This window comes from Nonomuraea sp. NPDC049624, assembly GCF_040675255.1.
GTDB lineage: Bacteria > Actinomycetota > Actinomycetes > Streptosporangiales > Streptosporangiaceae > Nonomuraea.
In genome coordinates this window covers 631,288-649,806 of the sequence record NZ_JBFAOR010000003.1, presented here as the reverse complement: position 1 = coordinate 649,806, position 18,519 = coordinate 631,288, and the positions used below count along the sequence as shown (strand labels likewise).

Genomic DNA, 18,519 nt, shown 5'->3' with positions numbered 1-18,519 from the left:
TTCCACGCCCCGACGTCGGCCTACTGCGATCCAATATTCAGTTCCTTGACCATCGGTACGAACAATCCGGACTGCTGATCATAGTACGTGCCCGTTTTGAACTTGAACCAGATCCCGTTCCCCTTGTTGTGGTTCAGGATCACCGCTGCCGCCACGCCGAGGATTCCGGCCGCCGCCCCGCAGATAAGTCCCAGCGGTATGCCGATGATTGTAGTGGCGCTTAGCGCGCACAATGCCTCCCCGAACGTGCTGATCGCACCGAGGCCGGCTGCGAGGAGGTTGGCGGCGGAGTTGCTCAGGTAGTAGACGCAGTCGCCGCCCTTCGCATTGCATTTCTTCCCGGTGAAGCCGCCCCCTTGCGTGCAGGGCTGCTCCCCCTTCATCTTCTTCGCGCACTCCAGATAGACGTCGTCGACCCAGTTGCAGTCCTTGACGCGGTCCGTCTTCATGCACGTCATCTGCGAGTCGTACGCGGTGTTGCAGAACTGCGCCGAATGGTTGCCGTACTGTTTGGAGGACATGCAGTCGGAATAGCTGCCGGCGAAGTCTTTGCAGTCGTTGTGATTGGCGTCCTTCGCCTGATCCCGGCATTTGACGTAGTAATCACTCTCCGCGGCGCAGACGGGCTGGCTGGTTTTGTTGCCGTAACGGCAGCCGCGATACATCTCCGAAGCGTTGCCGCACATCTCCTTGGAGTTGGGATGGCCGGCCCGGCAGGTTCGATAGTTGCCGGCATCCTCGACGCAGACTTTCCTCGTGCTTCCTTCGGCGCGACAGGCGATGTAGTTGTCCTTGGCGTCGAGACAGGTCGGCCGATCGATCACCGCGGCCCGGCACTCCGCGTACGTCGAGGCCGCGTCCCTGCACGACCCCGGGCTGCCGCCCTTCGAGACCACTCCCATGTGGGACTTCGCATCGGCGCGGCAGTCCCCGTAGACGTCCTTGGTCGCGCTGCAGTAGCTCTTGCCGTTCTCCTTGCGGCAGGTCGTGTACTCCTTCTCGGACTCCTTGCAGTACGACTTTCCGTAGTCCTTGACGCACCGGTTGTGGTCGGAGATGATCTCTCCGCACGTCTTGCTCTTCTTCTTCTGCCCCTTGCATTCCTCGTAGGTGTCGACCGGGTTCTTCTTCGGCTTGCTCTTGTGCCCGTCCAGGTCGACGTTGGTGAGGGGGTTGTTGTTGGCGTAGGCGTAGCGGTTGAGCTGGACCGACGGGTCGGGGTTCTGCGTGAGGGTGTCGCGCGAGACGAAGCTGCCGGTGGTCGGCTGGTACCAGCGGGCCGCCATGTTGATCATGCGGGTCGTGGGGTCGGTGTAGCCGCCCTGATAACCGAGCGCGTGCTCGGGGCCGGTGCGCGTGATGACCTCGCCGAAGGGGTCGTAGGCCACCGAATCAGCCAGGGCGGTCGCGTTGGCGGCGAAGGCCCCGATCAGGTCGCCGCGTAGGTCGGAGAAGGCCAGCTGGGCGCCGGTGCCGTCGTTGATGCCGAGAGTGCGGCCGAGCGCGTCGCGGCCGAAGGTGGCCCGCTTGGCGCCGTTGGCGTCGGTGACGGCCACCAGGTTGTTGCTGACCCCCTCGTAGGCGAAGGACAAGGTCTGCCCGCTCTGTGTGCGGGTCTCCACACGATCGAGAGCGTCGTAGCCGTAGGTGACGGCGTCGTCATTGATGAGCCGGTCGAAGGCGTCGAACTTGGTGCGCCGGACGATCCCGGCCGAATCCTCCAGCAGGGTGCCGCGTGCGGTGTACGTGTAGGTGTGCCCGTCGCCCGAGGTCAGGCGGTTGCGTTCGTCGTAGGTGAAGGTCTTGTCGCCGGCCTTGACCCGGTTGCCCGAGGCGTCCCACTCGTAGGCGGTCTTCGTGCCGCCCGGCGCGGTCCATGAGATGAGCCGGTTGGACTGGTCGTAGGCGTAGGTGTTGGTGCCGGCCCCGGCCGTGCCGGTGGTGGTCTTGGAGGTGAGGTTGTCGTTGAGGTCGTAGCCGTACTCGATGGAGGCCATCGCGCCACCCGCGGCAGTGGTGAGCTGGTCCTTGGTCAGCCGGTTCAGCGCGTCGTAGGTGTAGCTGCGCCGCGCGCCCGAGGTCCCGTAGGCCATGGACGTCAGCCGGTTGGCCTTGTCGTAGCCGTAGTCGATGGCGGTGTTGCTGACCGGGTCGATCGACTGGGTCAGCCGGTTGGCCCCGTCCCAGGTGAAGGTGGACGTGCCGGTCACGTCGACGCGCTGGGCCAGGCGGCCGTCGGCGTCGTAGGCGTAGGCGTTGAGGTCGCCGCCCGCGCCTGCCGTCTTGAGCAGCAGGCCGCGGTCGTTGAGGGTGAAGTTGAGATCATCGGCGGCGGTCAGGCGGCCCGCCGCGTCGTAGCCGAACGTCTTGTCCTCGGTGTTCGCCTCGGCGCCGGTGCCGGTCTGCTTCACCAGGCGGTTCAGCTCGTCGAAGATCCGGTCTACGCGCACTCCGCCGGGTAGGAGGCTGGTCACCGAGTTGCCGCCGGCGTCGTAGAGAGTGGTCCAGGTCCGGTCCGCGGGGTCGGGGTGGGCGGCGGTGCTCGGCTCGATCATCGACTCGAGGAGGCCCAGGCTGTTGTAGGTGGCGTAGGTGGCGTTCCCGCGGCCGTCGGTCGAGCGGGTCTGCGCACCCGCGGCGTCGTAGCCGAACGTGGTGGTGATCTTCTCGGTCGCCGAGACCGGTTCGCGCTGTTCGATCAGCCGGTTCGCGGCGTCGAACACCCGCTCGGTGATGTGCCCCTCACCGGAGGTCTGACTGGTGGCGTTGCCCGCCAGGTCGTAGCCGATGGTGTGGGTGCGCAGCACCGCACCGGCGTCGTCCAGTTCCTGGATCCGGGTCTTGCGGCCGGCCAGGTCGTAGCCGGCCTTGCTGGTCAGGCCCAGCGCGTTGGTGGTCGTCGTCGGGCGGCCGGCGAGGTCGTAGCCGAACGTCGTGGTGTTGCCCAGCGCGTCGGTCTGCCCGGCCAGCGCGCCGGTGGCGTCGTACGTGCGGATGGAGGTGTCGCCGGTCGGCCGGGTCGTCTTGGTCACCCGGCCGGCGTCGTCATACTCCATCTTCGTCACGTACACCGCCTGCGACGGCTTGCGCTCGATCGTGGTCAAGGTGATCTGCCGGCCGAGATCATCGTACGTGGACTCCGCACGCGCCCCGGTCGGATCCGTCGTCCACAGCGCCTCGCCCAGCAGGTCATAGCCGTAGTTCCACACTCCGGCCGCGGCCGAGCCCGCCCTGGGCGCGGTGACCTGCACCTTGCGACCGAGCCCGTCGTAGACCGCGGTCGTGGTCTGGCCGCGTGGGTCGGTCACGCTGACCGCATCACCGGCGGCGTTGTAGACGGTGGTGGCCTTGGGCGAGACCGGCTGTCCGCCGGGAGGCGTGTAGGTGGGGAGCTTCTGCTCCACGACCCGCCCGACCCGGTCCAGGGTCGAGCTGACGAGCCGGCCCTCAGGGTCGACCTGCTGCGTGAGCTCGCCGAAGGTGTTGTAGCCGATCTTGGCCGTGGGCCGCTGCGTCGCCGGAGCGGCGCCCGCCCGCTCCACCTGCACCGACGGCAGTCGTACCTGCGTCTTCTGGCCCCTGCTGTCGTAGGTGACGTCGGTGGTGTAGGCGGCCGGGTCGGCCCCGGCGGCGTTGCCGCGCGGGTCGGTCGTCGCCGTGACCAGGCCGCGGTCGTCCACGGTGAGCGTGGTCACCAGGTCCTGCCCGTCGTTGTGCACGGTTTGCCGGACGGGGTGGTCGCCTGCGTCGTAGGCGTACTCGACGGACTCGACGCGGTCGGTGCCCGCCGCGGACAGGCTGATCTTGGTGATGTTGCCGTTGGCGTCGTAGACGGGTGTGGTGACCCGGTTCAGCTTGCCCGGGTCCACGGTTTGGGAGACGACCCGTCCGGCCGCGTCGTAGGCGGCCTCCACCCGCAGTGTGCCGTTGCCGGTGGTCTGGCGGATGAGGTGGTTCGCGGCGTCATATACCTTCGAGTCCACCACCACGTCCCGCACGGCATCCGACCCGTTCAACCTGGCGCCCTTGGCCGTCGTCTCCGCCGGCAGGTTGTCGGCGTAGTAGGTGTAGGCGGTGGTGCGGCCCATGACGTCGGTCTGCGAGGCCAGCCGTCCAGCCGGGTCGTAGGCGTTCGAGGTCAGCACGACGTCCGTGGCCGCCTGCGGCGCGGTGGGGCTGCCGGTCCAGCCCTTCAGCACCGTCGTGGCCGGCTCGCCACGCGGGGTGTAGGTGTACGCCATCGTCGTGCCCCGTGCGTCGGTGGCGGAGATCTTCTGGCCCTTGTGGTCGTAGGCGAACGTCTCCACGCTCCCCTCGGGCCCGGTGATCGTCGCCTGCCTGCCGAAGGCGTCGTAAGTGTAGACGGTCCTGCGCGGCGCGTCCCCTCCGGTCAGGTCCTCATTGGTCTCCGTCATCGGCAGGCCGTCCTCGTTGTAACCCGCCGACCAGCGCAGCGTGTGCGTCTTGCCGTCCACCTCGTTCTTGACGGCAGGGCCGGTCCTGGACAGCACTCGTCCCATCCCGTCGTAGGCGACCGTGGTCGTGACCCCCTCGGGGAACGCCTCGGAGATCTCCGTCGTGGCGGTCACCCTCCCCAGGGCGTCATGGGTGTACTTCTTGACCAGCCCGGACGGCAGCGTCTCCGTCGCGAGGTCGCCGGCGGCGGTGAAGGCGTACGTGGTCTCGTAGCCCTTGTAGTCCTTGTCGGACTTCACCATGCCCGCGGGGGTCGTGCCGCCGCCGACGGCCGGCTCGGTGCCGTCGGTGTAGGTCTTGACCGTGCTGCGCCCGGCCGGGAAGTCCGCCGTCGCCGGAGTCGTGGTCCTGGTCTCCTCTCCGAACGAGTTGTACGTCCACGAGGTCATGTAGGTCTCGTCGGCGGCCGAGGCGGACCGGCCGTCCCGCTCACCGATCTTCACGTCGTTGCGGGCGTCGAACGGCTTGTCGACGTCGACGAAGTAGTCGTAGTACTCGGTCGAGCAGTTCGCGCCCGCCGTTCTGCAGGTCTTCTTCGCCAGCAGGTTCCCACGGGCGTTGAACGCCAGCTCGACCACGTTGCCGTTCGGGTCGATCACCTTGGCCGGGTATCCGCCCACGTCATAGGCCCACTTCGTGGTCGCTCCGACCTGGTCGGTCACCGACACCTGCCGGTAGCCACGCTGCGCGTCGGCGACGTAGGTGACGACGCCGTCGTGCGGGTCGGTCACCGTCACGGTCGCGAACGTGGAGAGGGTGGTCTGCTTGGTGTACACCGGGTCCGACAGCTTCCAGGTGCCGCCGTTGGAGTCGGTGTGCGTCACCAGCCGGCCGCCGTCCGGGTTGTAGACGTTGACCGCCCACACGCGGCCCGACGGCTGGGTCACCTTGGTGAGCTGCGGCTGCGGCTTGCCCGCCGCGAAGTGCCGCTGCACGGCCGCCTTGCTCAGGGGCCTGCCGTAGACCGCGACCTCGTCGATGTCGCCGTTGAACGGGAACGGCGCGGTGCTGGTGGTGCTCGACGGCCAGGCCGGGGAGCCGTACCCGGACCCGATCCGGGTCTCCGCCATCTCGTCGTGCTGGACCTCGCCGGCCAGCGTGCCCACCGCGGCGCCGTCCAGGTAGAGGGTCTGCGTGTGTTCGGCGGGGCTCGTGCTCGAGGCGGGCCTGGTCTCCACCGACGACAGCACCGCATGGTGCCAGTTGCCGTCGTTCACCGCACCGGTGGAGGTGATCGGGGTGTGCGCGGTGGTGGAAGTGCCGGTGCCGAACTGGCCGCGCAGCTTGCCGTCGGTGCCCACGTACATCACCGGCACGAACGACGGAGGCGTGCCGTTGTCCGCGCCCTGCATCCCGATGACCGTGCCGGACGTGGTGGTCCTGAACCACGCCTCCACCGCCGGCTCGCCGCCCTGACCGCTGATCGCATCGGCCGGGAGCTGCACGTACGTCGAGGTCGCCGCGCCCTTGAAACGCATCGCGGTGTCCGGCGAGCCGGCCAGCGCGCCCGGCACCCGCGCGCCGAGGTCCGCCGGGGTGGTCCCGTTCAGCTTGGCCTGCTGCTCGGTGATGTTCCAGCCCGCTGCGCTGGCGACGACGGTGCCGGTACGGGTCTCGCCCTCGTTCAGCCGGTAGTAGTACTTCGGCCCGGAGTCGGTGACCACGCTCTTGTACCGCGAGCCTGTCCCGTAGTCGTAGGTCGTGCAGGCCGTCGCCGAGGTCGGCGGGCACACCTTGACCAGCAGGTCGCCCTCGTAGGCGTAGGTCCAGGTGAGCGGGTTGCCGTCCACCGGGTCGGTGGAGACGCTCGCGACGTGGTTGCCGGCCCAGGTGAACGTCAGCGACCTGCCGCCCGTCGCGGTCACCTTGGCCAGCTTGCCGTCGGCGCCGCGGGTCAGCTCCTGCGCCCGCCCCCGGTGATCGGTGATCTTCGAGAGGAGGCCGGAGGCGTCGAACCAGTAGGAGGTGGCCGACTTGTCCATCAGGCGCCAGCCACCGGTCTGCTCGGCGGCCATCGTCGCGAACGTCCCAGCGGGCGGCGCGTAGGCGCCGTTGCCCATGGACGCGAACCGCAGCTGCTCGCCGCCCGGATAGGTCACCAGCAGGCTCCCGGTCGGCTCCTCCTCGATGCGCATGTCCCAGCGGGTCGTCCAGCCGGCGCCGAAGATGCCGTCGGTCCGCGGGTCCAGGCTGTTGTACGTACGGTTCACCGACAGCGGCGGCCCCACCGTCGTCACCGAGGCGTCCGTCGCCGTGGACGCGTAGTTGCCCGAGACATGGTTGAACTCGCGACCTTGCGTGCCGGCGGCCAGCAGGCCGTTGATGTTGCCCTGCTCGGGAACGGGGGTGAAGGTCCGCCACGACGAGGTGACCGTGGTGTACGTGGTGGCGGCCTTCGCCATCCACGAGTACGTCTCGCCCCACTTCAGCCGGGCGTCGACCACCTGCCAGACGCCTTCCTTGGTCCAGTCCTCGGTCTTCTCCGCCGAGTCCTTGCACCAGCGCCAGTTGGGCGCGCTGCCGGCGCAGAGCTGGAACCAGTACTTGACCTCGCCCTTGTTGTAGGGGCGGGCGTTGGCCGACAGCACCGGCGTCAGGGTGCCGACCTGGCTGTTGTGGGCCGGGGAGAACGACTCGAACGGCAGGGCCGTCACGGTCGCGTACACCCAGTCCGACCACGGCCCGGAGACGCCGGAGGCGGTGGTGGCGCGGGCGCGCCAGCGGATCTGCCAGCCGTCGGTCAGCTTGTCAGCCGGGACGGCCGCCCAGGCGCTGGTGCCGGAGGCGTACTCCTTGTCGGACGTGCCGGTCCAGATCAGGCCGGTGCCCTGCTCGTTCTTGGCCGGGTCGTGCTCGACCTCCACGTTCAGCCTGCTGGGCCGGTTGTCCGGGTCGGTCACCCTGGCGTACATCGACGGAGTGAGCGACTCGGCGGTCCAGGAGGTGGTGCCGCGGATGGCCGGGTCCATGCCCAGGCCGTCCACGCTGGGCTTGCGCAGGTCCACGGTGGCGGCCTGCCACGCCGACCACTCGCCTTCTGCGCCCGCGGTGGTGACGCCGCGGACCCGCCAGCGGATCTTCATGCCGTCGGTCAGCTTGCCGGCCGGCACCTGCACCCAGGCGTTGCCGCCGGAGGCGTAGCTCGTGGCGCCCTTGCCGGACCAGATCACGCCGGTGCCCTGGCCGGTCGCGGGGTTGTGCTCGATCTCCGCGCCGAGCACCAGCTTCGAGCCGCCGGCGTCGGTCACCTTCGCGTACAGCCATGGGGTGGCCGAGGAGAGCGTCCACGTGTCGCTGCCGCGCGTGGCCGGGACGGCGCCCAGGCCGTTCCCCGCGGTGCCGCTCACCTGGACCGTCGCCGTCTGCCACTCCGACCACGGACTGGCCACGCCGGACGAGATCGACGCCCGGACGCGCCAGCGGACCAGCCAGCCGTCCTTGAGTTTCCCGGACGTCACGGTGGGGGTCTGCAGGGAGCACCTGCTCCACGTCGAGCACGAACCGCTCGACACCTGACCGCTGTCGGACCAGATCAGCCCCGAACCCTGAGCGGGAACCGACGGGTCGTGCTCGATCTCGGCGTCCAGCTTCAACGACCGCGTCTCGGGGTCGGCGCCGTAGGCCGAGAAATAGGGGGTCGTGGACGACAACGTCCACAACCCGGAGGCGAGCTGCCCCGTCGAGACGGACAGGTCCGACACGACCGGCTTGGAGGTGTCCACCCGCGCCATCTGCCACTCCGACCACGGTCCCGCCACGTTGGCCGAGGTGGAGACGCGGACGCGCCAGCGGACCAGCCACCCGTCCTTGAGTTTCCCGGCCGGGATGGCGGGGGTCTGCAGCGAGCAGCGGCTCCAGGTCGAGCAGGAACCGCTCGACACCTGCCCGCTGTCGCTCCAGATCAGCCCGGTGCGCTGCCCGGCGGCGGACGGGTCATGCTCGACCTGCGCCTCCAGCTTCAACGACCGCGACTCCGGATCGGCGCCGTAGGCCGAGAAGTTCGGAGTCGTGGACGACAACGTCCACAACCCGGAGGCCAGCTGCCCCGTCGAGACGGACAGGTCCGACACCACCGGCTTGGAGATGTCCACCCGGGCGGCCTGCCACTCCGACCACGGGCTCGCCACACCGGCCGAGGTGGCGACGCGGACGCGCCAGCGAATCAACCAGCCGTCCTTCAGCTTCGCGGCCGTGACGGCGGGGGTCTGCAACGAGCAGCGGCTCCAGGTCGAGCACGAACCGCTCGACACCTGCCCGCTGTCGCTCCAGATCAGGCCGGTGCCCTGCCCGGCGGCGGACGGGTCATGCTCGACCTGCGCCTCCAGCTTCAACGACCGCGACTCCGGATCGGCGCCGTAGGCCGAGAAGTTCGGGGTCGTGGACGACAACGTCCACAACCCGGAGGCCAGCTGCCCCGTCGAGACGGACAGGTCCGACACGACCGGCTTGGAGGTGTCCACCCGCGCCATCTGCCACTCCGACCACGGTCCCGCCACGTTGGCAGAGGTGGAGACGCGGACGCGCCAGCGGACCAGCCACCCGTCCTTCAGCTTGCCCTCTGTCACGGCAGGGGTCTGCAGCGAGCAGGCGCTCCAGGTCGGGCACGAACCGCTCGACATCGAGCCGTTTCCGGACCAGATCAGCCCGCTCCCCTGGGCGGTGGCCGACGGGTCGTGCTCGACCTGCGCCTCCAGCTTCAACGACCGCGTCTGAGGGTCGGTGCCGTAGGCGGAGAAGTACGGGGTCGTGGACGACAACGTCCACAACCCGGAGGTGAGCTGGCCCGTCGAGGCCGACATCCTCGTCACGAGCGGCTTGGAGGTGTCCACCCGCGCCAGTTGCCAGCCCGACCACGGCCCGGCCACCACCGCGCCGGGAGAAGCGGTGGACTGCACCACGGCCCGCACGCGCCAGCGGATCGACCAGCCGTTCCGGACGCCTTCCACCGACGGGGAGGTGTGCGAGGCGGAGCAGGCCTGGCCGGTGAAGCAGGTCTCCCCGAACGTGGTGCTCTGCCCCGACCAGATCAGCCCGCTGCCCTGCCCCGGCACGGCCGGATCATGCTCGACCTCGGCCTCCAGCACACCAGGCCGACGATCAGCATCGGAGATCGCCGCCGTGAACACCGGATACTCACTCGGCAACGTCCACACACCCGACACCGACTGACCCAGCGAAGGCGCCATCTGGCTCACCACCGGACCGGGCGGAACCGTCCGGAACACCGTCGTGTCCACCCGCGCCGACACCCACGCCGACCACGGACCCGACACCCCGGACACCGTCGTCGCCCGCGCCCGCCACCGAACCTGCCAGCCATCGGACAACTTCCCCGACGGCACCCCCACCCAGGCGATCGTCCCCGTCGCATAATCCTTCGACGACGAACCCGCCCAGATCAGCCCCGTCCCCTGAGCCGCGGCAGCCGGATCATGCTCCACCTCCACACTCAGCTTGCTCGACCGGTTGTCCGGATCACTCACCTTCGCGAACAGCCACGGCGTCACCGACCCCGCCGTCCACGACGCCGAACCCGGCAGCGCCGGATCCATGCCCAGCGATTCGACCACCGGCTTGCCGAGGTCGATGCGTGCCTGCACCCAGTCGGTCCAGGCTCCCGTGATGCCCTTGACGGTTTCGCCGCGGGCGCGCCAGCGGATCTTCATGCCGTCGGTCAGCTTCGCCGCCGGCACCTGCACCCAGGCGTTCTCGCCGGAGTGGGACGGCTGCGCGCTCGTGCCGGACCAGATCAGGCCGGCCCCTTGACCGGTGGCGGCCGGGTCGTGCTCGATCTCGACCGCGAGCCGGGAGTCGCCGTTCTCCGGGTCGGTGACCTTGGCGTAGAGCCAGGGCGTCGCCGCGGCCGCGGTCCATGCTCCGGCGTCCCAGGTCGCCGGGGTCATCGACAAGCCCGCCACGGACGGCTTGCGCAGGTCGATGACGGTGGCGGACCAGTCCGACCACGGGCCGACCACGCCCGTGGCGGTCTCTCCGCGCACCCGCCAGCGCACCTTCATGCCGTCGGCCAGCTTGCCCGCCGGGACCTGCACCCAGGCGTTGCCGCCGGAGGCGTAGGTCGTGGCGCCCTTGCCGGACCAGATGACGCCCGTGCCCTGCCCGGTCGCGGTGGGATCGTGCTCGATCTCCGCCTCCAGCTTCGAGGCGCGCGAGTCCGGATCGGTGACCTTGGCATAGACCCACGGCGTCGTCGAGGACGCCGTCCACGACAACGCGCCCCTGGTCGCCGGCGTCCACCCGCCGTCCGACACCGCGGGCTTGCCCACATCGACCGTCGCCGACTGCCACGCCGACCACTCACCCTCGACGCCCGCGGTCGTGACACCCCGAACCCGCCAGCGCACCTTCATACCGTCGGTCAGCTTCGCCGCCGGCACCTGCACCCAGGCGAGGCCGCCCGAGGCGTAGCTCGTGGCGCCCTTGCCCGCCCAGATCACGCCCGTGCCCTGAGCCGGCACGGCCGGATCGTGCTCGACCTCCGCGCCCAGCACCAGCCTCGCCCCACCGGCGTCGGACACCTTCCCGAACAACCACGGCGTGACCGACGCCAACGTCCACGCATCAGTGCCCCGCGTCGCCGGAACGGCGCCCAGACCGTTGCCCGCCGTGCCGCTGACCTGGACCGTGGCCGTCTGCCACTCGGACCACGGGCCTGACACCTGCCCCGAGGTGGACGCCCGGACCCGCCACCGGACCAGCCAGCCGTCCTTCAACTTCCCCGCCGTCACGGTGGGGGTCTGCAGGGAACACCTGCTCCACGTCGAGCACGAACCGCTCGACACCTGACCGCTGTCGGACCAGATCAGCCCCGACCCCTGAACGGGAACCGACGGATCGTGCTCGACCTCGGCGTCCAGCTTCAACGACCGCGACTCCGGATCAGCGCCGTAGGCCGAGAAGGACGGCGTCGTGGACGACAACCGCCACAACCCCGACGACAACTGACCCACCGACACCGACAGATCCGACACCACCGGCTTGGAGATGTCGATCCGCGCCGACTGCCACTCCGACCACGGGCTCGACACCTGCCCAGAGGTGGACGCCCGGACCCGCCAGCGAACCAGCCAGCCGTCCTTCAACTTCCCCGCCGTCACGGTGGGCGTCTGCAGGGAACACCTGCTCCACGTCGAGCACGAACCGCTCGACACCTGACCGCTGTCGGACCAGATCAGCCCCGACCCCTGAACGGGAACCGACGGATCGTGCTCGACCTCGGCGTCCAGCTTCAACGACCGCGACTCCGGATCAGCGCCGTAGGCCGAGAAGGACGGCGTCGTGGACGACAACCGCCACAACCCCGACGACAACTGACCCACCGACACCGACAGATCCGACACCACCGGCTTGGAGGCGTCGATCCGCGCCGACTGCCACTCCGACCACGGGCTCGACACCTGCCCCGAGGTGGACGCGCGCACCCGCCACCGGACCAGCCAGCCGTCCTTCAACTCGCCCGCCGCCACTGTCGGCGTCTGCAACGAGCAGGGGCTCCAGGTGGAGCACGATCCGCTCGACACCCCACCGGCGGCCCACCAGATCAGCCCGCTGCCCTGCACGGCGGCCGACGGGTCGTGCTCGATCTGCGCCTCCAGCCGCAGCGACCGCGACTCCGGGTCCGCGCCGTAGGCGGAGAAGGACGGCTGCGTCGACGACAGCGTCCACAGCCCCGACACCGACTGGCCCGGAGAGACCGATGCCCCGGACACGATCGGCTTGGAGGTGTCCACCTGCGCGGACTGCCACTCCGACCACGGTCCCGCCACCTGCCCAGAGGTGGACGCCCGGACCCGCCAGCGGACCAGCCAGCCGTCCTTCAGCTTGCCCTCTGTCACGGCAGGGGTCTGCAACGAGCAGCGGCTCCAGGTCGAGCACGATCCGCTCGACACCTGGCCGCTGTCCGACCAGATCAGGCCGCTGCCCTGCCCGGCGGCGGACGGGTCGTGCTCGACCTGCGCCTCCAGCTTCAACGACCGCGACTCCGGATCGGCGCCGTAGGCGGAGAACGACGGCTGCGTGGACGGCAGCGTCCACAGTTTCGACGCGAGCTGGCCCGCCGACACCGACAGATCCGACACCACCGGCTTGGAGGTGTCCACCCGCGCGAGCTGCCAGCCCGACCACGGCCCCGCGACCAGCGCACCGGAGGCATCCGTCGACTGCACCACGGCCCGCACGCGCCAGCGGATCGACCAGCCGTTCTGGATCCCCTCCGCCGCGGGTGCCGTGTGCGAGGCCGCACACGGCTGGCCCGTGAAGCAGGTCTCCCCGAACGTCGTGCTCTGCCCCGACCAGATCAGCCCGCTGCCCTGACCCGGCACGGCCGGATCATGCTCGACCTCGGCCTCCAGCACACCAGGCCGACGATCAGCATCGGAGATCGCCGCCGTGAACACCGGAGACTCACTCGGCAACGTCCACACACCCGACACCGACTGCCCCAGCGAAGGCGCCATCTGGCTCACCACCGGACCGGGCGGAACCGTCCGGAACACCGTCGTGTCCACCCGCGCCGACACCCACGCCGACCACGGACCCGACACCCCGGACACCGTCGTCGCCCGCGCCCGCCACCGAACCTGCCAGCCATCGGACAACTTCCCCGACGGCACCCCCACCCAGGCGATCGTCCCCGTCGCATAATCCTTCGACGACGAACCCGCCCAGATCAGCCCCGTCCCCTGAGCCGCGGCAGCCGGATCATGCTCCACCTCCACACTCAGCTTGCTCGACCGGTTGTCCGGATCACTCACCTTCGCATACAGCCACGGCGTCACCGACCCCGCCGTCCACGACGCCGAACCCGGCAGCGCCGGATCCATGCCCAGCGACTCCACGGACGGCTTGCGCAGGTCGATGACGGTGGCGGACCAGTCCGACCACGGGCCGACCACGTTCGTGGTGGTCTCGCCGCGCACCCGCCAGCGGATCTTCATGCCGTCGGTCAGCTTCGCGGCCGGCACCTGCACCCAGGCGTTCGCCCCTGACTGGGCGGCGGCGGTGCCCTTGCCCTCCCAGATCACCCCGGAGCCCTGTTCGGCCGCGTCGTGCTCGATCTGCACCCACAACCGCGAGGCGCGCGAGTCCGGATCGGTGACCTTGGCATAGACCCATGGCGTGGTCGAGGACGCCGTCCACGACAACGCGCCCCTGGTCGCCGGCGTCCACCCGCCGTCCGACACCGCGGGCTTGCCCACATCGACCGTCGCCGACTGCCACGCCGACCAGTCACCCTCGACGCCCGCGGTCGTGACGCCCCGAACCCGCCAGCGCACCTTCATACCGTCGGTCAGCTTCGCCGCCGGCACCTGCACCCAGGCGTTGCCACCGGAGGCGTAGCTCGTGGCGCCCTTGCCCGCCCAGATCACGCCCGTGCCCTGAGCCGGCACGGCCGGATCGTGCTCGACCTCCGCGCCCAGCACCAGCCTCGCCCCGCCGGCGTCGGACACCTTCCCGAACAACCACGGCGTGACCGACGCCAACGTCCACGCATCGGTGCCCCGCGTCGCCGGAACGGCGCCCAGACCGTTGCCCGCCGTGCCGCTGACCTGGACCGTGGCCGTCTGCCACTCGGACCACGGGCCTGACACCTGCCCCGAGGTGGACGCCCGGACGCGCCACCGGACCAGCCAGCCGTCCTTGAGCATGCCGGCCGTCACGGTGGCGGTCTGCAGGGAGCACTTGCTCCGTGTCGAGCACGAACCGCTCGACACCTGGCCGCTGTCGGACCAGATCAGCCCCGCGCCCTGGGCGGGAACCGACGGATCGTGCTCGACCTCGGCGTCCAGCTTCAACGACCGCGACTCCGGATCAGCACCCGACGCGGCGAAATACGGCGTCGTCGACGACAACGTCCACAACCCCGACGACAACTGACCCGCCGACACCGACAGATCCGACACCACCGGCTTGGAGATGTCGATCCGCGCCGACTGCCACTCCGACCACGGGCTCGACACCTGCCCCGAGGTGGACGCGCGCACCCGCCAGCGGACCAGCCAGCCGTCCTTGAGCTTGCCGGCCGTCACGGTGGGCGTCTGCAGGGAGCACTTGCTCCAGGACGAGCACGAACCGCTCGACACCTGACCGCTGTCGGACCAGATCAGCCCCGAACCCTGAACGGGAACCGACGGATCGTGCTCGACCTCGGCGTCCAGCTTCAACGACCGCGACTCCGGATCAGCACCCGACGCGGCGAAATACGGCGTCGTGGACGACAACGTCCACAACCCCGACGACAACTGACCCGCCGACACCGACAGGTCGGACAGCACCGGCTTGGCGAGATCCACCCGCGCGGCCTGCCACTGCGTCCATGCCCCCACCACGCCGGACGAGGTCGACGCCCGCACGCGCCAGCGCACCAGCCAGCCGTCCTTCAACTCGCCCGCCCCCACGGTGGGGCTCTGCAGGGAGCACTTGCTCCAGGACGAGCACGAACCGCTCGACACCTGACCGCTGTCGGACCAGATCAGCCCCGACCCCTGAACGGGAACCGACGGGTCATGCTCGACCTGCGCCTCCAGCTTCAACGACCGCGACTCCGGATCAGCACCCGACGCCGCGAAATACGGCGTCGTCGACGACAACGTCCACAACCCCGACGACAACTGACCCGCCGACACCGACAGGTCCGACACCACGGGAAGTGCGGCGGCGGCGACGGCCGACACGGTCCGCGCCCTGGGGACAGCCGTCTCGGCGGCCATCGCCCCGCTCCCCTGACGTCCGTCGAGCGCCGTCGGAGATGCCTTGCCGACGCCCGCCCCCTCGGCGCTTCCGCGGGAGGGGCGGCCGTCGTTCGTCGCCGGCCGCGACGGGGTGTCGGCGGGAGCCGGTTCCCACTTCAGCGGCGGCGGGCTGTTCAGCCCGTCCGTGGCCGGCTCGTCCGGCAGCTCGCGCGGCTTCTCCACCGGCAGCGAGCCCTTGGGGCGCTTGACGTCGTCCGTGGCCTTGCCCTTGCTCCGCGGCTGAGTGGCGGCCGGATCGACGAGGTGCGGCAGGTTCTCCGCCGATCCGGCGCGCTGCACGGGGGCCTTGCCGGCGTTGCCGGAGGAGGGAGAGCCGGGAATGTCCAGCCGCGTTGGAGAGGGTGCGACAACGGCCGCCTGCGCCTCCAGGGTGAGAATCCCCGGCAGGAGAGCCACGGTCGCGGCCAGCGCGAGGCGGCTGACCCACTTCGACGGCGCACCCCGTCCGAGCCATAACCCGCTCTGCCCCAGCACTTTCGCACTTTTCTGAGCACGCCGCACAGTCACGCCCACACTCCCCGTGGAAACAGAAAACACAAGGGCATCCGGGCGCACCCCTGTAAGCTCCCCATAAATAACGCCTCAGATATACACAGCCAGCGCGACCAGGAATAGATCTTGACAAGGCGGCCCACGATGGAGCAGGAGGCATGAAATTGAGCCGACTTCAGAGGTCGGGGCAGCTCACTCGGTTTCCGCGCAAGCGACCGGCCGCGGCGGTGTGACGTGATTCACACAGGAAGACTTTATTACCAGAATTGCGGCGCGGGCTTCGCCGTCGCGCAGCCGACCGGGCCCACCACAGACGTTTCGGCGCGTTCCGTAGTCGGCTGCTCACCGGCGCCGCAAACGTTTATCGGGCTGTTATTGAAATATGGGCCGACAGGTTCTTCGAAGGTGTAATCATTATCCGGCGTCCCGGACGTTGTTCTCCGATTTCCCGATGTTCGCGCCGACCAGTTCTTCGACGGCTGCCTGCGCGGGCAGCTCGACGGCTCATCGATCCGGTACCGCGCCGGGATCGCGGCTCCCGCTCGGGGTGAGGAGGATGCCGACGGCTGCGCCGAGGATGAGGATGGCCAAATCCGCGATCCGGTCCATCCAGAAGGCGACCGTGTTGTCCACGGCCAGGAACTGGACCGAGATGCCGCCGTTGTCGCGCACCCACCGCACGGACCGCAGAGACGCCGACTCGACGTCCGGGGCGGGGTCGGAGAGCGTGATGCCGTCGTTGTACTCGCGGTACCGGATCTCGCCGGCGACGGGGGTGGCGCCTTTCGCCGGGTCGACGAAGTCCAGGTCCGGATACTCCTCCCGGAACCCGTACAGCGAGTCCTCGATCTCCAGGAAGATCTTGTTCTCGCCCCAGTGCTGGTGATACCGGACGGTGCTCACCGGGAAGTCGAAGGCGACCGTCAGCATGTACTCGCCGGCCCGCTGGTGCCTGACCGCTGTTTCCGGCGAAATGATGGCCCATGAGCGCACATAGGCAGGGGTGTCCGAACAAATGATTCGATGAGGAGATCCACCATGGGAACCGCCCGTGGATGACGAGCGGTCGGCCAAGTTCGAGGCCGCCTACAACCGGGCCTACGGCCAGATCACCGCCTACGCCGTACGCCGGTGCGACTCGCCTCAGGACGCCGCCGACGTGGTGGCCGAGACCTTCACCGTCGCCTGGCGGCGGGTGGACGAGCTGCCGGAGGGCCCGGAGGCCACCCTCTGGCTGTACGGCGTGGCGCGCAAGGTCCTGGCCAACCACTTCCGGAGCGGCAACCGCCGCCGGGAGCGCACGGCCGAGCTCGACGCCGAACTGGCCGACCGGTACGGCCACTCGCCCGACACCCAGGTCGAGCTGGACGCGATCGGCCGGGCGTTCCGGAGCCTGTCCGACGACGACCGGGAGCTGCTGTCCCTGGTCGCCTGGGAGGGGCTGGAGCGCGACGAGATCGCGAAGGCGCTGGGGCTGTCCCGCAACGCCGTACGCATCAGGCTGCACCGCGCCCGCAGACGCCTGTCGCGCGCTTTGGCGTCGGCGGGCGTGCACGTCACCGCAGAGAGCCGGCTGGTCCCGGCGGAGACGCCGTTGGGGGGAGCGCTGTGAAGCACACCGCGAAGGACACTGCGAACGACACCGCGAACGACACTGTGAAGCACACTGCGAAGAGCGTCGACGAGATCGCGGCGATCAGGGCGCTGGCCCGGGTCGCGCCGGGCGAGCGGGGAGGTGAGCCGTCCGGCGCGGGGGCGCGGGCGTTGCTGGCCGCGATCATCGCCGAAGAGCCGGGCACGGATCCGGGCACGGAGCCCGGCACGGCATCGGGCACGGCTCGGCGGACGCGGCGCGGCGTCAGGCCGAGGCGGCGCGGCGTCAGGCCGAGGCGGCTGGCGTTCGGGCTGGCCGCCGCGGTCGCGCTGGCCGCGGGTGTGGTGACGGTCCCGATCGCGCTGAAGGACGGCACACCGGCCTCGTGGGCCGTCAACCTGGACGACGGGATGGTGACGATCCAGATCCGCGACTTCGACGACGCCCCGGAGCTGGAGCGGCGGCTGAAGGAGCTGGGCGTGCCCGCGACGGTGGACTACGTGCCCAAGGACATGACGTGCCGCGAACCGCGCGGGAAGGTCGTGGAGAACATCCCGCGCGGCATCTACAGCCTGCCGGAGAACATCCCGGGCGAGTCGCAGGGCGTGCAGATGCGCATCAACACCAAGCTGTTCGGCCCGGGTCAGACGTTCGTCTGGATCCTCAGAGGCAAGGGCGGCCTGACCACCACGCGGCTGTTGGAAGGCCCGGTGGCGCCCTGCGAGCCCGTGCCCATGCCCACGGTCGAGCAGGAGGAACCGGAGTTCCACGGTATGAGCACCCGCGAGCTGGGAGGTCTGCGGGTGGACGAGAAGACCGTCGGCGAGGTGCTGCCCGAGCTGAGGAAGCTCGGACGGAAGGTGATCTTCGCGGTCATCACCGTCCCGCCCGGCAACCCGGGAGGGTTCGCCATCGACCGCACCCAGAGCACGCCCGTCGGCGACCACTGGGTGGTCTGGGAGGCGGAGCAGAACGCCAAGGGGGTGATCCAGCTGCTCGTCACGGAGGAGCGCCTGGACAAGAACCCGGTCTACGGCGGCCCCCGCGACGCGGTCATCAAGGACTGACCGGCGGGCCCGCGGGCCGCCCCCGGGGGGGGGCCGGGGGGGGGGCCCCGGGGGGGGGCCCGCCGCCGGGGAGGGTCCCCCCGGGGGGGCGGGCGGGGCCACCCGGGGCCCGCGGTAGATG

At 69.9% G+C, this 18,519-nt stretch carries 4 protein-coding genes; 2 read left to right on the top strand and 2 right to left on the bottom strand.

Features of this window, described 5'->3' with window-relative positions; translation table 11 throughout:
• Positions 1–20 precede the first annotated feature (20 nt).
• A complete protein-coding gene (locus tag AB0J76_RS14310) occupies positions 21–15,719 on the bottom strand; it encodes an RHS repeat-associated core domain-containing protein (protein WP_364389601.1) in 15,699 nt (5,232 codons plus the stop codon).
• A gap of 522 nt (positions 15,720–16,241) precedes the next feature.
• A complete protein-coding gene (locus AB0J76_RS14305) occupies positions 16,242–16,730 on the bottom strand; it encodes a hypothetical protein (protein WP_352326262.1) in 489 nt (162 codons plus the stop codon).
• 58 nt (positions 16,731–16,788) lie between these two features.
• Between AB0J76_RS14305 and AB0J76_RS14300 the strand changes: the two genes are divergently transcribed.
• Both AB0J76_RS14300 and AB0J76_RS14295 read left to right on the top strand, forming a co-directional pair.
• On the top strand, positions 16,789–17,349 hold the full coding sequence (locus AB0J76_RS14300) for an RNA polymerase sigma factor (protein ID WP_352326261.1): 561 nt from the start codon (positions 16,789–16,791) through the stop codon (positions 17,347–17,349).
• A 44-nt stretch (positions 17,350–17,393) separates the two neighbouring features.
• Positions 17,394–18,398 (top strand): hypothetical protein, encoded by a 1,005-nt coding sequence (locus tag AB0J76_RS14295; RefSeq protein WP_364389598.1) that lies wholly within the window; start codon positions 17,394–17,396, stop codon positions 18,396–18,398.
• Positions 18,399–18,519: the final 121 nt, after the last annotated feature.